We start from the raw sequence: 13,683 nt of genomic DNA, 5'->3' as shown, positions 1-13,683 counted from the left end.
GGGTTCAGAGCAGCGGGGCCAGCGCCTGTGCGGCCGCGCGCAGGTGGGCCGCGTAGGTCTCGATCTCCTCGCGGGAGACGAGGAACGTGACCGTGGTGACGCTGACGCCGCCGAGCGGCCGGCCCCCTGGCCCCAGGACCGCGGCGCCGATGCAGCGGATGGTCGCCTCGTTCTCCTCGTCGTCCACCGCGAACCCCTGCGCCCGTACGGCGTCCAGCTCGGCGTCCAGCGCCTGCCGCGTCGTCAGCGTCCTCGGCGTGCGGCGCGGCAGCCCGGTGGCGGCGAGCAGCTCGCCTGCCTCGTCGTCCGGCAGGTGGGCCAGGACGCTCTTGCCGATCGCCGTCGTGTGCAGCGGCATCCGCATGCCGATGCGCGAGGCGGTCCGGAAGGGCTGGTCGCCCTCCAGCTTCCGGATGTAGGTGATGGTTTCCCCGCTGTGCAGGGCCAGGTGGACCGTCTGCCCCGTGGCCTGCTGGAGTTCCCGCAGGATCTGTTCGATGCCGGCCGGCTCCCCGCCGGTGACCAGGGCGGACAGTCCCCGGAGCCGGGGGCCGACCCCGTAGCGGCTCTCGCCCTCGGAGCGTACGAAGCCCTGCTCGATCAGCGAGGCCAGGATGCGGAAGGTGCTCGATTTCGGGACCTCGGCCGCCGCCGTCACGTCCGTGAGGCGGTGGGGGCCGCCGGGCGCGGCCACCGCCTCGAGGATGCGCATCGACTTCTCCAGTGCCGAGCCGGCCGCGGAGGTCCTGCCGCCCCGCACGGCGCCCTCGGCCTCCACGTCCTGCGAGCTTCGTCCGTCCATGGGCGCGCGCTCTCCAAAGGTGGGTAGGGTCTGCGAGGGAAGTTCCGTTACACGATACCAAGTTCCATTACGTGGAACAATTGGAGGGCTCCTTGTCCTGTCACCCGTACGCGGCCATCACCGCGCAGCGCCTGCTGCCGGTCCTTCGCGACGCCGATGCCGACGAGGCCGTCCGCCACACCACCGCCCTGCTCGCCGCCGGTTGCCGCGTGGTCGAACTCACCACCTCCACCCCCGGATGGGCCGGGGCCGTCGCCCGCACGGCGCCGCTCTCCGACGCGCACGGCCGTCCCGCCCTCATCGGCCTCGGCACCGTCACCACCGCCGAGGACGCGAGGGCCGCCCTCGACGCGGGCGCCGCCTTCCTCGTCTCCCCCTACCCCGCTCCGGAGGTGCGCGCCGTGGCGTCGGAGCGCGGGGCCGTCTTCATCGAAGGGGGCTTCACACCCGGTGAGATCGCCTCCGCCGTCCGCTCCTCGGGCGCCGCGAAGGTCTTCCCCGCGCATGTCGGCGGCCCGCGGTTCATCCGCTCGCTCAAGGCCGTCCTCCCCGACGCCCTGATCGTCCCGACCGGTGGCATCGGACCGGGTGAGGTGCGCGAGTGGCTCGCCGCCGGCGCCGCAGCCGTCGGCATAGGCAACGGCCTGCCGGCCGACCCGGTTGAACTGGCGGCCGTCTTCGCCGGTCTGGCGGGGCCCTGCTGCGGGGCATGCGCGCGTACGGGCACCGGTGCGGGTGCGGGCCTGAGCGCCGGCGCGGTCGCCGGTACCGGCGAGGAGCGCCGGCCGTGACCCGGATCGCGCCGCCCGCCCTGTCCCCCGCCCCCGAGGGGTACGACGTCCTCGTCCTCGGGGAGGTGCTCGTCGAGATCCACGCCGAGACCGCCCTGCGTGACGCCGCCGACGGTACGCCCGCCCGCATCTCCTACTCCGGGGACGCCCTCAACGCCGCGGCCGCGGCCGTCGCCGCCGGAGCCCGCACCGCCCTGCTCGCCGTCGTGGGCGACGACGAGCTGAGCGCTCCGCTGCTGGCCCGCGCCGCCGGACTCGGTGTGGACGTCTCCCACGTACGCCGGTCCCCGCGTCCCAACGGCGCCTATCTTTTGTGCGCCGACACCGAGGGCGACCGCGCGTTCGTGTACTGGCGCACCGGCAGCGCCGGTTCCACCCTTTCCATCGAACACGTCGACTCCTGGGGGGAGTTGCTCACCGGATGCAAGGCCCTCATCACCAGCGGGATCACCGGCGCCCTGTCGTCGAGCAGCCGTGACGCCGTGCTGGCCGCCGCCGGGACCGTGCACGCGGCCGGCGGACACCTCTCCTACGACCCCAACTTCCGCTCCCGGCTCACCGGTCGGAGCGAGGCCCGCGCCCTGCTCGCCCGCATCGCCCCGCTGACCGGGCTGCTGAAGACGTCATGCCCGGCGGACGCGCTGGCCATGGTCGACACCACCGACCCGGTCGAGGCCGCGGTCCGCTACCGGGCACTGGGCGCCCGTACGGTCGTGGTGACGGCGGGCTCCGACCGGCTGCTCGTGGACGAGGGCGCGGGCGTGACGTACCACCCGGTCCCCGCCAATCCGGACCCGGTCGATGCGACCGGAGCCGGTGACTGTTTCACCGGCACGGCCACCGCCCGGCTCGCCTTGGGCGACACCCTCGCGGACGCCGTGGCCTACGGCGTGGCGGCCGCCTCCCTCTCCGTGTCCGGCCGAGGGGGCACCGGATGTGTGCCCGCCTTCACCGAGACGGCGGCCCTGGCCGCCGCACACCGGGCCGACGCCCCCGGCGCCGGAGAGGTGAGGGCGTGAGCGGAGGGACGGGTGCGGCGGTCCGGCCGCCGCCACGGTGACCCGGTCCCAGGCCGGGGTCCGGGCCCGGCGCCAAGGGTGCGGTGTCGCCCTGCCCGAGGACGGCGCGCGCTCCGTACCGCCGGTCTACGCCGCTTCGAGCCGTGCGATCTCCTCGGCCGACAGCCGCAGCGCGCCGGCGGCGACGTTCTCGACCAGGTGACCAGGGTTGCCGGTGCCCGGGATGGCCAGTACGTGCGATCCCCGGCTCAGCGTCCACGCGAGGCGCAGCTGGGCCGGTGACACGCCGTGGACCAGGGCGAGTTCGCGTACGGTCTCGCCGTCCTCCGCGACCGCTCCGGCTTCCCTTCCCGCGCCCGCGATCGCGAAGAACGGCACGAAGGCGATGCCCTGCTCGCCGCACGCGTCGAGGAAGGCGTGCTCCTCGGCCGGGGAGCCGATCCCGTAGGCGTTCTGCACGCACACCACGGGCGCGATGGCACGGGCCTCGGCGAGGTGGTCCGGCCGTACGTTGGACACGCCCAGATGACGGATCAGACCGGCGGTGCGCAGCTCGGCGAGTGCCCCGAAGTGCTCGGCTATCGAACCGGTCTCCGCCTGACGCGGGACGCGCAGGTTGACGACGTCCAGGTGGTCGCGGCCCAACTGGCGCAGGTTCTCCTCGACCTGCCCGCGCAGCTGCCCGGGCGTGGCCCACCACCACTCCCCGGACGGATCGCGGCCCGGACCGACCTTGGTGGTGATGACCAGGTCGTCGGCGTAGGGGGCGAGGGCCCGGTTGACGAGCTCGTTGGCGGAGCGGGTCGCGGAGAAGTAGAACGCGGCGGTGTCGATGTGGTTGACCCCGAGCTCGACGGCCCGCCTCAGCACCCCGGTCACCCGGTCCCGGTCGCTGGGGGAGCCGTCGGCGAGGTGCGTGAGCCGCATCGCGCCGAAGCCGATGCGGCGGACGGTGAGGTCACCGAGCTGCCAGCTGCCGGAGTCGGCGGCGGTGATCCGGTCGGAGGAAGTCATCCCGTAAGTCATCCGGTGAGGGTAGCGGGCTCCCGGAAGCCGTCCTCGGCGTAGTTCTCGTCCGCGTACTTCTCCTCGGCGTACTTCTCCTCTTCCGTGTATTCCTCCTCGACGTGGGCGGTGGGTTCCGTCACCCAGCCCGCGGCGAGCACCAGCCGGGAGGAACGGTGGACCGCGAGGAAGCCGAACGGGCGGAGAAAGGCCACCTGGGCGTGGCGGACGCGGAACCGCGTGCGGGGGGCGCCGCCGGCCCCGGCCGCGGACACGGCCGTCACCGCGGCGGCCTCGAAGCCCTCCGCGTGGAAGCGGGCCACGGCCGACTGCCGGGCCGTCCCGACGGCCAGGTCCGCGCTGCTGATGCCGGGGAAGTGCCCGGTCCGCTTGTCCGAGGCGCTCGCCAGGCCGAACGGCTCGGCGGGGGAGAGGAGATCGTGCTCCGCGCTCACGGCGAAAGCCACCGTCTCGATGTCCAGGCAGTGTTGGCGTTCCGGTGAGCCCATCGTGCCGATGTGCAGACCCGGTCCCGGGTTCCCCTCGGGGAGCATGCTCGCGCCCGTCGAGGCGATGGCCCGGGTGACGGCCGCGACGCCGGCCTGAAGGGTCTGGCCCGGCGGGGCCTGCGGCTCGCCCAGGACCAGGTGCACGTCCACGCCGCCGTCGCCCACCACTTCCAGCAGGGTCACCGGACCGGTCGGCGCGTGTGCGACGCGGACCCGGTCCAGGATGGACGTGCTGCGGTACAGACCGAGCAGCGGGCGATCGGCCCAGGGGCCCGCGTCGGGCAGGGTGGGGAACGAGTGGAAGGGCCGGATCCAGCGCAGGCGCAATGCCAGCGCGGAGGCGAGCACGAGGAGGGTTTCCTGGTCGAGGTGGACCGGCATCCTCTCGATCAACCCGCCGGTGCGGTCGGCGACCCAGGCGTCCAGGGCTTTGCGGTCGGTGTCGCCGTCGCCGTTCAGGGCGCCTCGGGTACCGGCCGGGAGTCGCGCCGTCCAGGTCTGCTCCAGCGGGAGGTCCTGCCGCGCCCACAGGCCCGTGGCCGCGCTCAGGCCGCGTACGCCGCCCAGTGCGGCCAGCAGTTCACGGGCGGCCTCGGCGGCCGCAGGGGCGGGTATGCCGAGGGCCTGTGAGAGTTCGGCGCGGGCCGGTCCGTCGGCGCCGTCGGCCAGGAGGGCCAGCAGCGGCCAGACACCGGCGGCCGTGAACACGGTGCCGGCGCCTTCCGCCACCGCGTGCCCGGCCCAGCGGGTGGTGAGCGCGTTGACGGCCCGTACCGTCGAGTTCTTCATGCGGGCGAGCGTACGTGTGGGAGCGCCGCCGGGACGATCCGTTTGTGGTCAGTGGCCGCGCAGACCCTGATCGACGGCCGTCAACAGCTCGCCGTCGGCGGTGTCCGCGTCCAGGGACCAGAACATCGCGCCGCCGAGGCCCTCTTCACGGATGTAGCGGGTCTTGGCGCGCAGCACCTGCGGGTCGTCGTAGGTCCAGAGCGTGGAGCCGTCGAACAGCCAGGCGTGGCCATTGCGCCGGTCGCGGAAGAGTTGGTAGCTCCCGTTGCCCGCAAGCTGCTTCAACTCCTTGTAGTCGGCGTACCCGGACGCCCACGCGGCCGGAGCCGGACCCGTCGCGGGCTGCCCCATGCCGTCCCCGCCGCCGCTCACGCCGGTCCAGCCCTGCCCGTAGAACGGCATGCCCATCACCAGTTTGTGGGCGGGCGCGCCGCGGCGCTCCCAGGCCTCCACCGTGCCCTCGACACTGAAGTCGCCCCGGGCGTGCAGCGCGGACTGCTGAGACGTCTTCGGCTCTCCGGAGACGTGGAAGTCGTACCCCTGGAGGGTGACGAAGTCGAGGTCGCGCATGATCCGGCGGACGTCGAAGCCCGCGTCGATCTTGGCGGGGGCGGTCGGGACGAAGGCGGACAGCTCGTACGTGGACTTGCGCTTCTGGCCCCGGGCGTAGGCGTCGAGCTGCGTGCGGAACTCGCTCACCAGGGCCGCGAAATTCTTCTTGTCCTCGGGACGGTAGGGGGTGTCGGTGTCACCTGCCGAGCCGGGCCATTCCCAGTCGATGTCGAACCCGTCGAAGATCCCGGCAGCCGCACCCGCGCCGCCGCGACTGCCGTCCTGCGGGAGATTTCCCTTGATGTACAGGTCGATGCAGGACGCGACGAGCGCCTTGCGCGAGGCCGGGGTGAGTGCGGCGTCGGAGAAGTGCGTGGACCAGCTCCAACCACCCAGCGAGAGCAACACCTTGAGGCCTGGGTGCTTGGCCTTCAGCTCGCGCAGCTGGTTGAAGTTGCCGGCGAGCGGCTGCACCCAGTCGTCGGCGACACCGTCCACGGAGTTCTCCGCGTCCAGCGGACGGACGTAGTCGGCCCACGCGTCGGCTTCACCGGGAACGTTCCCGGTGAAGCACTTCCCGTCCGAACCGATGTTGCCGAAGGCGTAGTTGATGTGCGTGAGCTTGCTCGCGCTGCCGTTCTTCTCCAGATCCTGGACCTGGAAGTCCCGTCCGTAGACGCCCCACTGGGTGAAGTAGCCGACCTTCTTGTACGAGCGGTCGTGCCCGGAGTCCTCGCGCCCGGAGTCCTCGTGGGCGGGAGCGAAGGCGGTCAGCAGGGAGAGGGAGCAGGCGGCAACGGCCAGCCTGCCGAGCATGCTGCGGCGCATGGGCTTCCTTACGGATGCGGTGAGTGGTGCCGGGGCGCGTGCGCTGTGCATGCGGAAACTATTGGTCTGGACCAGGCTCGGTCAAGGGGGCGGCGGCGCCGGTCCGCGCTACGGAGCGTTCCGGGCGGGGGCGACCGCTTGCCCTTGCTCGGTCGCCGGATCAGCCTGCCCCCGGTCGCCACCCGGCTCCTTCCCGCGCGCCGAACGGGACGTGCCGAACCGGACGCCTACCCGTCGGCCCGCCATGTGAGAGGGCTCCTCAGCCGTTGATGTCGAGTGCCGTCCCGTACAGCCGGGACACCTTCAGCCGGATGACCACCCGGCGCTCGGCGACCAGCTGCTCCAAGAACGCGTCCTCGTCCTGCGGCCTCGCGGCCCGGGGCACCATCGCGAGCAGCTCACGCCCGACAGCGTCCCCCGGTGTGGTCGTGATCCCGGATACGTCGGCCTCGCCCTCGGCGACGGCGAACGACCACACGTCGCCGCCCTGGACGTGCACGGCCGCGCGCGGGTCACGGCGGAGTTGCCTGACCTTGATGCGGTCGGCGGTGGTGGAGAACCGCACGATGCGCGCGCCGGCGTCCCAGGCGTAGAGCATGGTGGTGAGATGAGGATGGCCACTGCTCTTGTTGGTGGCGAGGATGCCGAACTGCTGAGCGCTCAGCAGTTCGGAGAGGGCGTCGTCGGACAGGGAGCGGGGTGCCGGGCCTTGATTCATGACCTGCTCAACTCCCTTGTACGCCCGGGCATTCCGGCCGACCGGGAGTGGTCCGACTGCTCGAACCCGGCGCCCGCCCCCACCCAACTGTCCACTGCTCGATATCGCATGTCTCAAGATACGGACATCCGCTGGATCGGCTGTGACGGACCGAGCGCCCTCGATATCGCCCTGACCAGCGGGGAAGGTCCGCTCGTCAACTGGATCCGTTCCTCCGGAGCCCTGATTCGCGAAGAATTTCCCCGCGACTGACCCCCGAATTCAGTGGATCTTCGGCGCTCGCCGTGACATGGTTGGTCTCGCCGAAGGGGTGTAGCTCAGCTGGTCAGAGCGCTGGTCTCCAAAACCAGATGCCGCAGGTTCGACTCCTGCCACCCCTGCCACGTCGAACAGCCACATCTGTAGAACGCCCAGGTGAGAGCCTTCCTCTCATCTGGGCATCGCTGTTTTCCGACATCGATCGGCGGTCGTCCGGGGCGCCGGTCCGCCCCGGACGCGCGGCCCTGCGCGGCCTGGCCGATCAGCTGTCTGCCCTCGTTCCGCTGGCCGGATCCGGCCCCCGGCGTGCTGGAGTGACCGGCTCGTCGCACCCTGGACGTATGGCCGATGAGGCGGAGATCGTCATCCATCCCGTATCGCCGAAGGGCGGGCGGAAGGTTTCCGCGCACGTGCTAGGCGTGGACGCGGACCTCGGCCGCGCCTTCTCGTCGGCGGACGTCAGCGAGTTCCTGCGCCGCGCCGGCCTCGAGGGCGTCGACCTGTCCGAGGACGGGCCGGTCCGCTGGGTGGGCGGCGGACCCGACGAATGGGGAGGCGAGGCCGATGCGCAAGCTTGACAGGTGGCAGCGCTGGGGGCCGCCTTCGGGACCGCCCCCCGAACTGCTCTTCTCGCCGGCCTGCGGGCCGCTGGACGACGAACGCCGGACGGTCATCCTCGACTGGGCGGTGAATCAGTACGTCGCCAACGGCTGGCAAGTCGAGTCACGGTCCCCGTCGCAGGCTGTGCTCAGGCGCGACAAGGAGGTCAATCACGTCCTGCACGCCCTTCTGACCTTCCTCACCTGCCTGCTCTGGGGCGTCGTGTGGCTGGTCCTGGCGGCGCTGGGCAAGACCGAGCGGGTCGTCCTCACGGTGGGCAAGACCGGACACCTCCAGACGGTGCACGGCCCGGGATGATCCGCCCCCGTCCGGGCCCGCGCGGGCCCGGACGCGCGGCAACCCTCCCGTGGGGAGCCGGGAGGGAGATGCGCCCGGGAGGTTCCGGAGCCACACCATAGGCACGCGGATCCGAGAGCCGATAGGCATATGACAGCGAAGATTCCGCATGTGGCGGCCTCGCCGCCCCGGGGTGCGGCACGACGGCTCCATCACCGAGGGGTGGGGGAGGGTCGCGGCGGCCGTCGCATCGATCGGTGGTCCCGGCAGCGGCGGTGTCCGCCAGACGGCCCGGCCTGCCCAGGCCTGCATTGATCACCTACCGTCCGGGGGAGGCGACGGTTAGGGTTCCCGAGGCACGGACGGTGTCGGAGGTGGGTACGGGCGCTGCGCGGGGTGTTGGCGCTGCCCTTTGGCGAGAGGGGCAGCAGTGCGGATCGAGCAGGCGACCGAGCGGGACGTGGACATCATCTCCGTGGTGCTCGGAGAGATAGCGGCCTATTACGGCGGGAAGCCGACTCCCGGCGACCCCGGACAGATCCGGCGCGCCCTGTTCGGCGACCGGCCGGCCGCGACGGTCCTCCTGGCCCGCGATGACGACGGCGTCCTGGGCTTCGCCTCGTACACCTTCCTGTGGCCGGCGTCCGGCGCCGGGACCTCCCTGTTCCTCAAGGAGCTCTACGTCCGGGAGTCCGCCCGTCGCCGTGGCGTGGCCGGAGCGCTCATGGCGGGCCTCAAGAACGAGGCGGTCGCGGCCGGTTGCTCGCGGGTCGAGTGGACGGCCGACACCGACAACCCGCCGGCTCTCGGGTTCTACGAGGCGCTGGGTGCGGTGCCCCACGACGGAAAGGTCTTCTACCGGGTCGCGCTCCAGGGGCGTTGATCACGGCCATCACGGCATCACGGCATCACGCAGGCCCAGGCCCAGGTGCTGGTGTCGGCGCTGGTGTCTGTGGGGGAGCCGGGGCCGGGTCCGGGGGGCGGACCGGGCGGGTGACGAAGAGCCAGATGGACAGGCCGAGGGCGGCGAGGAACCCGACGAGCAGGGCGGCGACGACGGCACCGACGGGCACGGAGCAGCCCGTGCCGGTGATGCCCATGGTGGTCACGACGCTCAGCAGGCACACGGTCACGATCGACAGTCCGCTCACCGCGATCGTCCGGGTGACCCCGCCACCGGTCACGCGGATCCTGTCCAGACGGGGACGGCCGTACGCCGCGTAGCCCAGGACGGAAGCGGCGAGCACCAAGGACAGCAGCAGGACGATGAGGGCGCCCAGCCAGCCGGGGGCCTTCCCGTCGTTGTACGCCTTGCCGTAGGCGTACGCGCCGTTCGACAGGAGCGCGAAGATCGGCAGGGGCGCGCACTGCCCGAGGAGGCGCCGCGCGTAGTGGACGGGGTCGTAGGGCAGGACGCCCTCGACGAGCAGGACGGTGGCCAGGACGAGCAGTGCCGCGGCGACGGCGAAACCGACGCCGGCCACGACGTGCTCGAACAGCGCCCGGCCGTGGTTGTCCCCATCGGCCGCGACGGCGCAGTAGGTGAGCGAGCTGAAGATCAGCCCGAGCAGGGCCGCGAGGAGCGCGGGAAGGGCTTGGTCGAGCGCCTCTTGCCGTCGGCCCGTCGGCACGCCCTCGCCGAGATAGTGGGAAATGACGATGAAGACCGCCGTGAGCGCGAATCCAGCGAGCACGCCGGAGAGTTGCGAGTAGAGCTCGGCGACCGACTGCACATCGAGGGCCGGGGGGTTGCACGCCATCGGCTGCTCCGGGATAGGCGACGTGACGCATCCTACGCCCGGGGAAGCCCCGTGCCGAGAGGTTCGAGGGCGGCCCCGGCGCGAGCAGTTGGACGTATCGGCCTGATGAAGCCGCCTTTGTGGTAACGGAGTTGCACTCGCATCACGAATGAAGGCCCACGGGCCGGCGGCGGCCAGCAGAACGGGTACGCGACTTCCCGGCCGGTGATGATCGTCCGTCTGGCAGACTGGGATGAGCTCTTCAGGCGGTGCAGGACAGGAAACCGGTGCGAATCCGGTGCGGTCCCGCCACTGTGACCGGACCTCCCCCGCGGGGGATCCGGGAGTCAGACACTGACGCACCGCCTTTTCCGTTCGACCAGGGGACGCGGATCCCCCGGAGAGGCTTCGTCATGTCGTCGTACCCCCGCGCCCTCCTGCGCGCGCTCGTGCCCGTCTCGTTCCTGATGTCCGTGACCGCCTGCGGAGGATCGCCCGGAGCGGAGGACGCGGCGGCCGGGGCGCCCGCCGCACCCGGGTATCCGTACACCGTCACCAACTGCGGTGTCAGCAGCACCTACCAGGCGCCGCCGCGGCGCGCGGTGGCGATGAACCAGCACGCCACCGAGCTCCTCCTCGCCCTCGGGCTCGAGGAGAAGATGGCCGGGACCGCCTACCTCGACGACGCCGTACTGCCCGACTACCGGCCCGCGTACGACAAGATCAAGGTGCTGGCGAAGGAATATCCCTCCAAGGAAGTCCTCCTCGGCGCCAACCCCGATTTCGTGTACGGGGGTTACTCCAGCGCCTTCGACAAGGCGCAGGGCCGGGACCGCCAGGTGCTCGCCGAGAGCGGGATCAACTCACGCCTCAGCGTGGAGTACTGCACCGAAGGGCCCGTCGGGCTGGACCAGCTCAAGACCGAGATCACCGAGGTGGCCCGGACCTTCGGAGTGCCCGAGCGCGGCGAGGAGCTCATCGCGCAGGAGCAGCGCCGCATCGACGCCGTCACCGGACGGGTGAAGGACAAGGCCAGGCCGACGGTCTTCGCCTACGACTCCGGCGATGCCTCCGCCTTCACCTCGGGAGGAAACGGCATCGGCAACGAGATCGTCTCGCTGGCGGGCGGGACGAACGTGTTCGCCGACCTCCAGGACACCTTCGGTGACGTGTCGTGGGAAAAGGTCATCGAGCGGAAGCCCGAGGTCGTCCTCATCTACGACTACGGCGGCACCACCGTCGAAGCGAAGAAGCAGCGCCTGCTGAACGACCCGGCGCTCGCGCAGGTTCCCGCCGTCAAGAACCGGCGGTTCGTCGTGCTCCCGCTGTCCTCCGCCGTACTCGGCGTGCGCGTGGCCGGCGCCGTCGAATCCCTGGGTGCCCAGCTGCACCCCGACGCCGCGTGAGGCGCCGGCTCGCCCGCGCGCTCACCCGTACGCCGGTCGTCCTGGCCGTGCTCGCCGCCGCACTGGTGGTGTCGGCCGTGGCCGGGCTGGCCCTGGGGCCGGTCCGGATCCCCCCGGGCCAGGTGCTCGACATCGTGCTCGGCGGACCGGGCGCGGGCCAGGGGCCAGGACCGGGGGCGGGACCGGGACCGGGCCGAGGAGCTTACGCGGCCATCGTGTGGGACGTCCGGATGCCGCGCGTGCTGCTCGGGGCCGTCGTCGGCGCCGGGCTCGCCGTCTCCGGCACCGTGCTGCAGGCACTCGTCCGCAACCCGCTCGCCGACCCCTTCCTGCTCGGAGCCTCCTCCGGGGCCTCGGCCGGCGCGGTGCTGGTGATCGTCTTCGGCGCCGGGGTCCTCGGATTCGCGGGCGGGGCCGCCCTGCCGCTCGCCGCCTTCGCCGGGTCGACGGGCGCGCTCGTCGCCGTCCACGCGATGGCCCGGCGCGGTGGGGCGATGACCACGGGCCGGCTGATCCTCGCCGGAGTCGCCGTCCAGTACGTCCTCTCCGCCCTGACGAGCCTGGTCCTGGTGCTGGCCGCACATCCCGACCAGATGCGCAGCGTGCTGTTCTGGACGCTGGGCGGCCTCGGCGGGGCCCGCTGGGAAGAACTGGCCCTGCCCGCCGCCGCACTGCTCGTCGGCACCGGCCTGCTCATCGCCCTGGCCCGGCCGCTCGACCTGCTGCTCGCGGGGGAGGAGGGCGCGCACACGCTCGGCCTGGACACCGGCCGGTTCCGGGCCGCCGTGTTCGTCCTCGCCTCGCTCGTCATCGGGGTGCTGGTGGCCTCCAGCGGGGCGATCGGCTTCGTCGGGCTGATGGTCCCGCACGCCGCACGGATGGTCGTCGGCGCCGGGCACCGGTCGCTGCTGCCCGTCGCCGCGCTCGGCGGCGCGGTGTTCCTGACCCTGGCCGACCTGGCCGCCCGTACCGCGGCAGCGCCGGAGGAGATCCCTGTCGGCGTGGTCACGGCGCTGGTCGGCGGGCCGTTCTTCCTGTGGATGCTGCGCCGCTCCACCCGAACCGAGGGGATCGCGGGATGACGGCCCGTCCGGTGGAACTCGCCGTCGAGGCGGTGCGTTACGAGATCGACGGGCAGCCGCTGCTGCGCGGGATCGACCTCACCGCCCGCCCCGGCGAGACGATCGGCGTGGTCGGTCCCAACGGCAGCGGCAAGACGACGCTGCTGCGCTGCGTGTACGGCGCCCTGCGTCCGAGCGGCGGGCGCGTGGTGCTCGACGGGGCGGACGCGGCCTCGCTCAGCGTGAAGGACCGCGCGCGGCGGGTGGCGGTCGTGCCCCAGGACGCCGCCGGCACCTTCGGGCTGACCGTGCGCGAAGTGGTGGCCATGGGGCGGAGCCCGCACAAGCGTTTCTGGGAGCAGGACGGCCCCGAGGACGGTCGTCGCGTCGCCGAGGCCCTGGACACCCTCGGCGCGGGCGCCCTGGCGGGACGCCGGTTCGACGAGCTCTCGGGCGGCGAGCGCCAGCGCGCCCTGGTGGCCCGCGCCCTCGTCCAGGACCCGGTCCTCCTCGCCCTGGACGAACCGACGAACCACCTGGACATCCGCTACCAGTTGGAGATCCTGGGGCTGGTCCGCGACCTGCCCGCCACCGCCCTCCTGGTCCTGCACGATCTCAACCTCGCGGCGCTGTACTGCGACCGCGTGTACGTCCTGGCGGGCGGCCGTGTCGCGGCCTCGGGCACGCCCGCGGAGGTACTGACGGAACCCCTGCTGACCGAGGTGTACGGGGTCCGCACCCGCATCGGGCCCCACCCCACGACGGGTGCGCCGAACATCGTCTACCTGCCGCGGGACGGGAAACGGCCGGGTTACTGACGGCGGGGCGGCCGGGGCCGGGGCGGGGCCGGGGCCGAGGACGCAGCGGTCACCCGCTGCGTCCTCGCCCCGTCCTGCCTATTCCTTGAAGCCGCCGTACGGGCGGGTGATCAGTTCCATCCCGTGGCCCGAGGGGTCCGCGAAGTAGACGCCGCGCCCGCCGTCGTTGTGGTTGATCTCGCCGGGACGCAGGCCGTGCGGGTCGGCGTAGTAGGTGAGCCTCGCCCGTTCGATCTTCGCGAAGGCCTCGTCGAACTCGGCCTCGGAGACCAGGAACGCGTAGTGCTGTGCGGTGATGGACTCGGCCGGGACGGTCGCGAAGTCCAGGGTGACGCCGTTGGCGGTGTCGACGGGGATGAAGGGCCCCCAGGGGGCTCCGACCTCGAGCCCCAGGACGTAGGCCAGGAACTCGGCGGACTCCCGGTTGTCACGGGAGGGGATGATCGTGTGGTTCAGCTGTATCGCCATGGTTGGATGCCTCCGAAAGGCAT

Annotated in this window: 16 protein-coding genes, 1 tRNA gene and 1 riboswitch; of the genes, 10 read left to right on the top strand and 7 right to left on the bottom strand. The window is 72.2% G+C overall.

What is annotated here, in order from left to right; genetic code table 11:
- Nucleotides 1-4: 4 nt before the first annotated feature.
- The gene (locus ABZY44_RS06985) at nucleotides 5-802 is read right to left on the bottom strand and encodes an IclR family transcriptional regulator (RefSeq protein ID WP_356650722.1); all 798 of its coding nucleotides are present in this window, start codon (nucleotides 800-802) and stop codon (nucleotides 5-7) included.
- 71 nt (nucleotides 803-873) lie between these two features.
- Between ABZY44_RS06985 and ABZY44_RS06980 the strand changes: the two genes are divergently transcribed.
- Both ABZY44_RS06980 and ABZY44_RS06975 read left to right on the top strand, forming a co-directional pair.
- Nucleotides 874-1,593, top strand: a complete 720-nt coding sequence (locus ABZY44_RS06980) for a bifunctional 4-hydroxy-2-oxoglutarate aldolase/2-dehydro-3-deoxy-phosphogluconate aldolase (protein WP_356650720.1) — start codon at nucleotides 874-876, stop codon at nucleotides 1,591-1,593.
- The gene (locus ABZY44_RS06975; RefSeq protein ID WP_356650718.1) at nucleotides 1,590-2,612 is read left to right on the top strand and encodes a sugar kinase; all 1,023 of its coding nucleotides are present in this window, start codon (nucleotides 1,590-1,592) and stop codon (nucleotides 2,610-2,612) included. The genes ABZY44_RS06980 and ABZY44_RS06975 overlap by 4 nt, the downstream gene beginning before the upstream one ends.
- 126 nt (nucleotides 2,613-2,738) lie before the next feature.
- Here the strand turns inward: ABZY44_RS06975 and ABZY44_RS06970 are convergent, their stop codons facing one another.
- The 4 genes from ABZY44_RS06970 to ABZY44_RS06955 form a co-directional block, all read right to left on the bottom strand.
- Nucleotides 2,739-3,638, bottom strand: a complete 900-nt coding sequence (locus ABZY44_RS06970) for an aldo/keto reductase (RefSeq protein ID WP_356650716.1) — start codon at nucleotides 3,636-3,638, stop codon at nucleotides 2,739-2,741.
- Entirely contained in the window at nucleotides 3,635-4,915 is a 1,281-nt protein-coding gene (locus ABZY44_RS06965) for a serpin family protein (RefSeq protein WP_356650714.1), read from the bottom strand. Before ABZY44_RS06965 ends, ABZY44_RS06970 begins: the two co-directional genes overlap by 4 nt.
- 48 nt (nucleotides 4,916-4,963) lie before the next feature.
- The gene (locus ABZY44_RS06960) at nucleotides 4,964-6,295 is read right to left on the bottom strand and encodes a glycoside hydrolase family 18 protein (protein ID WP_356650712.1); all 1,332 of its coding nucleotides are present in this window, start codon (nucleotides 6,293-6,295) and stop codon (nucleotides 4,964-4,966) included.
- Between the two features lie 259 nt (nucleotides 6,296-6,554).
- On the bottom strand, nucleotides 6,555-7,013 hold the full coding sequence (locus ABZY44_RS06955; protein ID WP_356650710.1) for a PPOX class F420-dependent oxidoreductase: 459 nt from the start codon (nucleotides 7,011-7,013) through the stop codon (nucleotides 6,555-6,557).
- Here ABZY44_RS06955 and ABZY44_RS06950 point away from each other — a divergent pair.
- From ABZY44_RS06950 to ABZY44_RS06930, 5 genes are all read left to right on the top strand, one after another.
- Nucleotides 7,005-7,265, top strand: a complete 261-nt coding sequence (locus tag ABZY44_RS06950) for a hypothetical protein (protein WP_356650708.1) — start codon at nucleotides 7,005-7,007, stop codon at nucleotides 7,263-7,265. The two genes, ABZY44_RS06955 and ABZY44_RS06950, sit on opposite strands and share 9 nt — an antisense overlap.
- A 54-nt stretch (nucleotides 7,266-7,319) precedes the next feature.
- Nucleotides 7,320-7,396, top strand: a tRNA-Trp gene (locus ABZY44_RS06945).
- A 216-nt stretch (nucleotides 7,397-7,612) separates the two neighbouring features.
- The gene (locus tag ABZY44_RS06940) at nucleotides 7,613-7,849 is read left to right on the top strand and encodes a hypothetical protein (RefSeq protein ID WP_356650706.1); all 237 of its coding nucleotides are present in this window, start codon (nucleotides 7,613-7,615) and stop codon (nucleotides 7,847-7,849) included.
- Nucleotides 7,836-8,189: a hypothetical protein gene (locus ABZY44_RS06935; protein WP_356650704.1), complete on the top strand. Its 354-nt coding sequence runs from the start codon at nucleotides 7,836-7,838 to the stop codon at nucleotides 8,187-8,189. Before ABZY44_RS06940 ends, ABZY44_RS06935 begins: the two co-directional genes overlap by 14 nt.
- A gap of 409 nt (nucleotides 8,190-8,598) precedes the next feature.
- Nucleotides 8,599-9,051, top strand: coding sequence for a GNAT family N-acetyltransferase (locus ABZY44_RS06930; RefSeq protein WP_356650702.1), 453 nt, complete (start codon nucleotides 8,599-8,601; stop codon nucleotides 9,049-9,051).
- 25 nt (nucleotides 9,052-9,076) lie between these two features.
- On the opposite strand, the gene ABZY44_RS06925 is transcribed toward ABZY44_RS06930, so the two are convergent.
- On the bottom strand, nucleotides 9,077-9,928 hold the full coding sequence (locus ABZY44_RS06925; protein ID WP_356650700.1) for a hypothetical protein: 852 nt from the start codon (nucleotides 9,926-9,928) through the stop codon (nucleotides 9,077-9,079).
- Nucleotides 9,929-10,145: 217 nt separating this feature from the next.
- Nucleotides 10,146-10,285: riboswitch (cobalamin riboswitch) on the top strand.
- A gap of 35 nt (nucleotides 10,286-10,320) precedes the next feature.
- Between ABZY44_RS06925 and ABZY44_RS06920 the strand changes: the two genes are divergently transcribed.
- From ABZY44_RS06920 to ABZY44_RS06910, 3 genes are read left to right on the top strand one after another with little or no spacing between them, the layout of a single operon-like run.
- The gene (locus ABZY44_RS06920) at nucleotides 10,321-11,313 is read left to right on the top strand and encodes an ABC transporter substrate-binding protein (protein WP_356650698.1); all 993 of its coding nucleotides are present in this window, start codon (nucleotides 10,321-10,323) and stop codon (nucleotides 11,311-11,313) included.
- Entirely contained in the window at nucleotides 11,310-12,395 is a 1,086-nt protein-coding gene (locus tag ABZY44_RS06915) for an iron ABC transporter permease (RefSeq protein WP_356650696.1), read from the top strand. The genes ABZY44_RS06920 and ABZY44_RS06915 overlap by 4 nt, the downstream gene beginning before the upstream one ends.
- Nucleotides 12,392-13,192 carry an ABC transporter ATP-binding protein gene (locus ABZY44_RS06910; protein WP_356650694.1) on the top strand — a complete coding sequence of 267 codons (801 nt, stop codon included), beginning with the start codon at nucleotides 12,392-12,394 and terminating at the stop codon, nucleotides 13,190-13,192. The genes ABZY44_RS06915 and ABZY44_RS06910 overlap by 4 nt, the downstream gene beginning before the upstream one ends.
- Nucleotides 13,193-13,270: 78 nt before the next feature.
- Here the strand turns inward: ABZY44_RS06910 and ABZY44_RS06905 are convergent, their stop codons facing one another.
- Entirely contained in the window at nucleotides 13,271-13,660 is a 390-nt protein-coding gene (locus tag ABZY44_RS06905; RefSeq protein WP_356650692.1) for a VOC family protein, read from the bottom strand.
- Nucleotides 13,661-13,683: the final 23 nt, after the last annotated feature.

The sequence above is a fragment of the Streptomyces sp. NPDC006544 genome (assembly GCF_040611715.1).
In the GTDB taxonomy this organism is placed as follows: domain Bacteria; phylum Actinomycetota; class Actinomycetes; order Streptomycetales; family Streptomycetaceae; genus Streptomyces.
This window is presented reverse-complemented; position numbering and strand designations above follow the sequence as displayed.

Bases quoted from the DNA above. Each gene is read 5' to 3' on its own strand.
- ABZY44_RS06940 (WP_356650706.1), top strand. From the start codon at position 7,613: ATGGCCGATGAGGCGGAGATCGTCATCCATCCCGTATCGCCGAAGGGC.
- ABZY44_RS06925 (WP_356650700.1), bottom strand. From the start codon at position 9,928: ATGGCGTGCAACCCCCCGGCCCTCGATGTGCAGTCGGTCGCCGAGCTC.
- ABZY44_RS06965 (WP_356650714.1), bottom strand. From the start codon at position 4,915: ATGAAGAACTCGACGGTACGGGCCGTCAACGCGCTCACCACCCGCTGG.
- ABZY44_RS06905 (WP_356650692.1), bottom strand. From the start codon at position 13,660: ATGGCGATACAGCTGAACCACACGATCATCCCCTCCCGTGACAACCGG.
- ABZY44_RS06920 (WP_356650698.1), top strand. From the start codon at position 10,321: ATGTCGTCGTACCCCCGCGCCCTCCTGCGCGCGCTCGTGCCCGTCTCG.
- ABZY44_RS06955 (WP_356650710.1), bottom strand. From the start codon at position 7,013: ATGAATCAAGGCCCGGCACCCCGCTCCCTGTCCGACGACGCCCTCTCC.
- ABZY44_RS06970 (WP_356650716.1), bottom strand. From the start codon at position 3,638: ATGACTTACGGGATGACTTCCTCCGACCGGATCACCGCCGCCGACTCC.
- ABZY44_RS06935 (WP_356650704.1), top strand. From the start codon at position 7,836: ATGCGCAAGCTTGACAGGTGGCAGCGCTGGGGGCCGCCTTCGGGACCG.
- ABZY44_RS06960 (WP_356650712.1), bottom strand. From the start codon at position 6,295: ATGCGCCGCAGCATGCTCGGCAGGCTGGCCGTTGCCGCCTGCTCCCTC.
- ABZY44_RS06985 (WP_356650722.1), bottom strand. From the start codon at position 802: ATGGACGGACGAAGCTCGCAGGACGTGGAGGCCGAGGGCGCCGTGCGG.
- ABZY44_RS06910 (WP_356650694.1), top strand. From the start codon at position 12,392: ATGACGGCCCGTCCGGTGGAACTCGCCGTCGAGGCGGTGCGTTACGAG.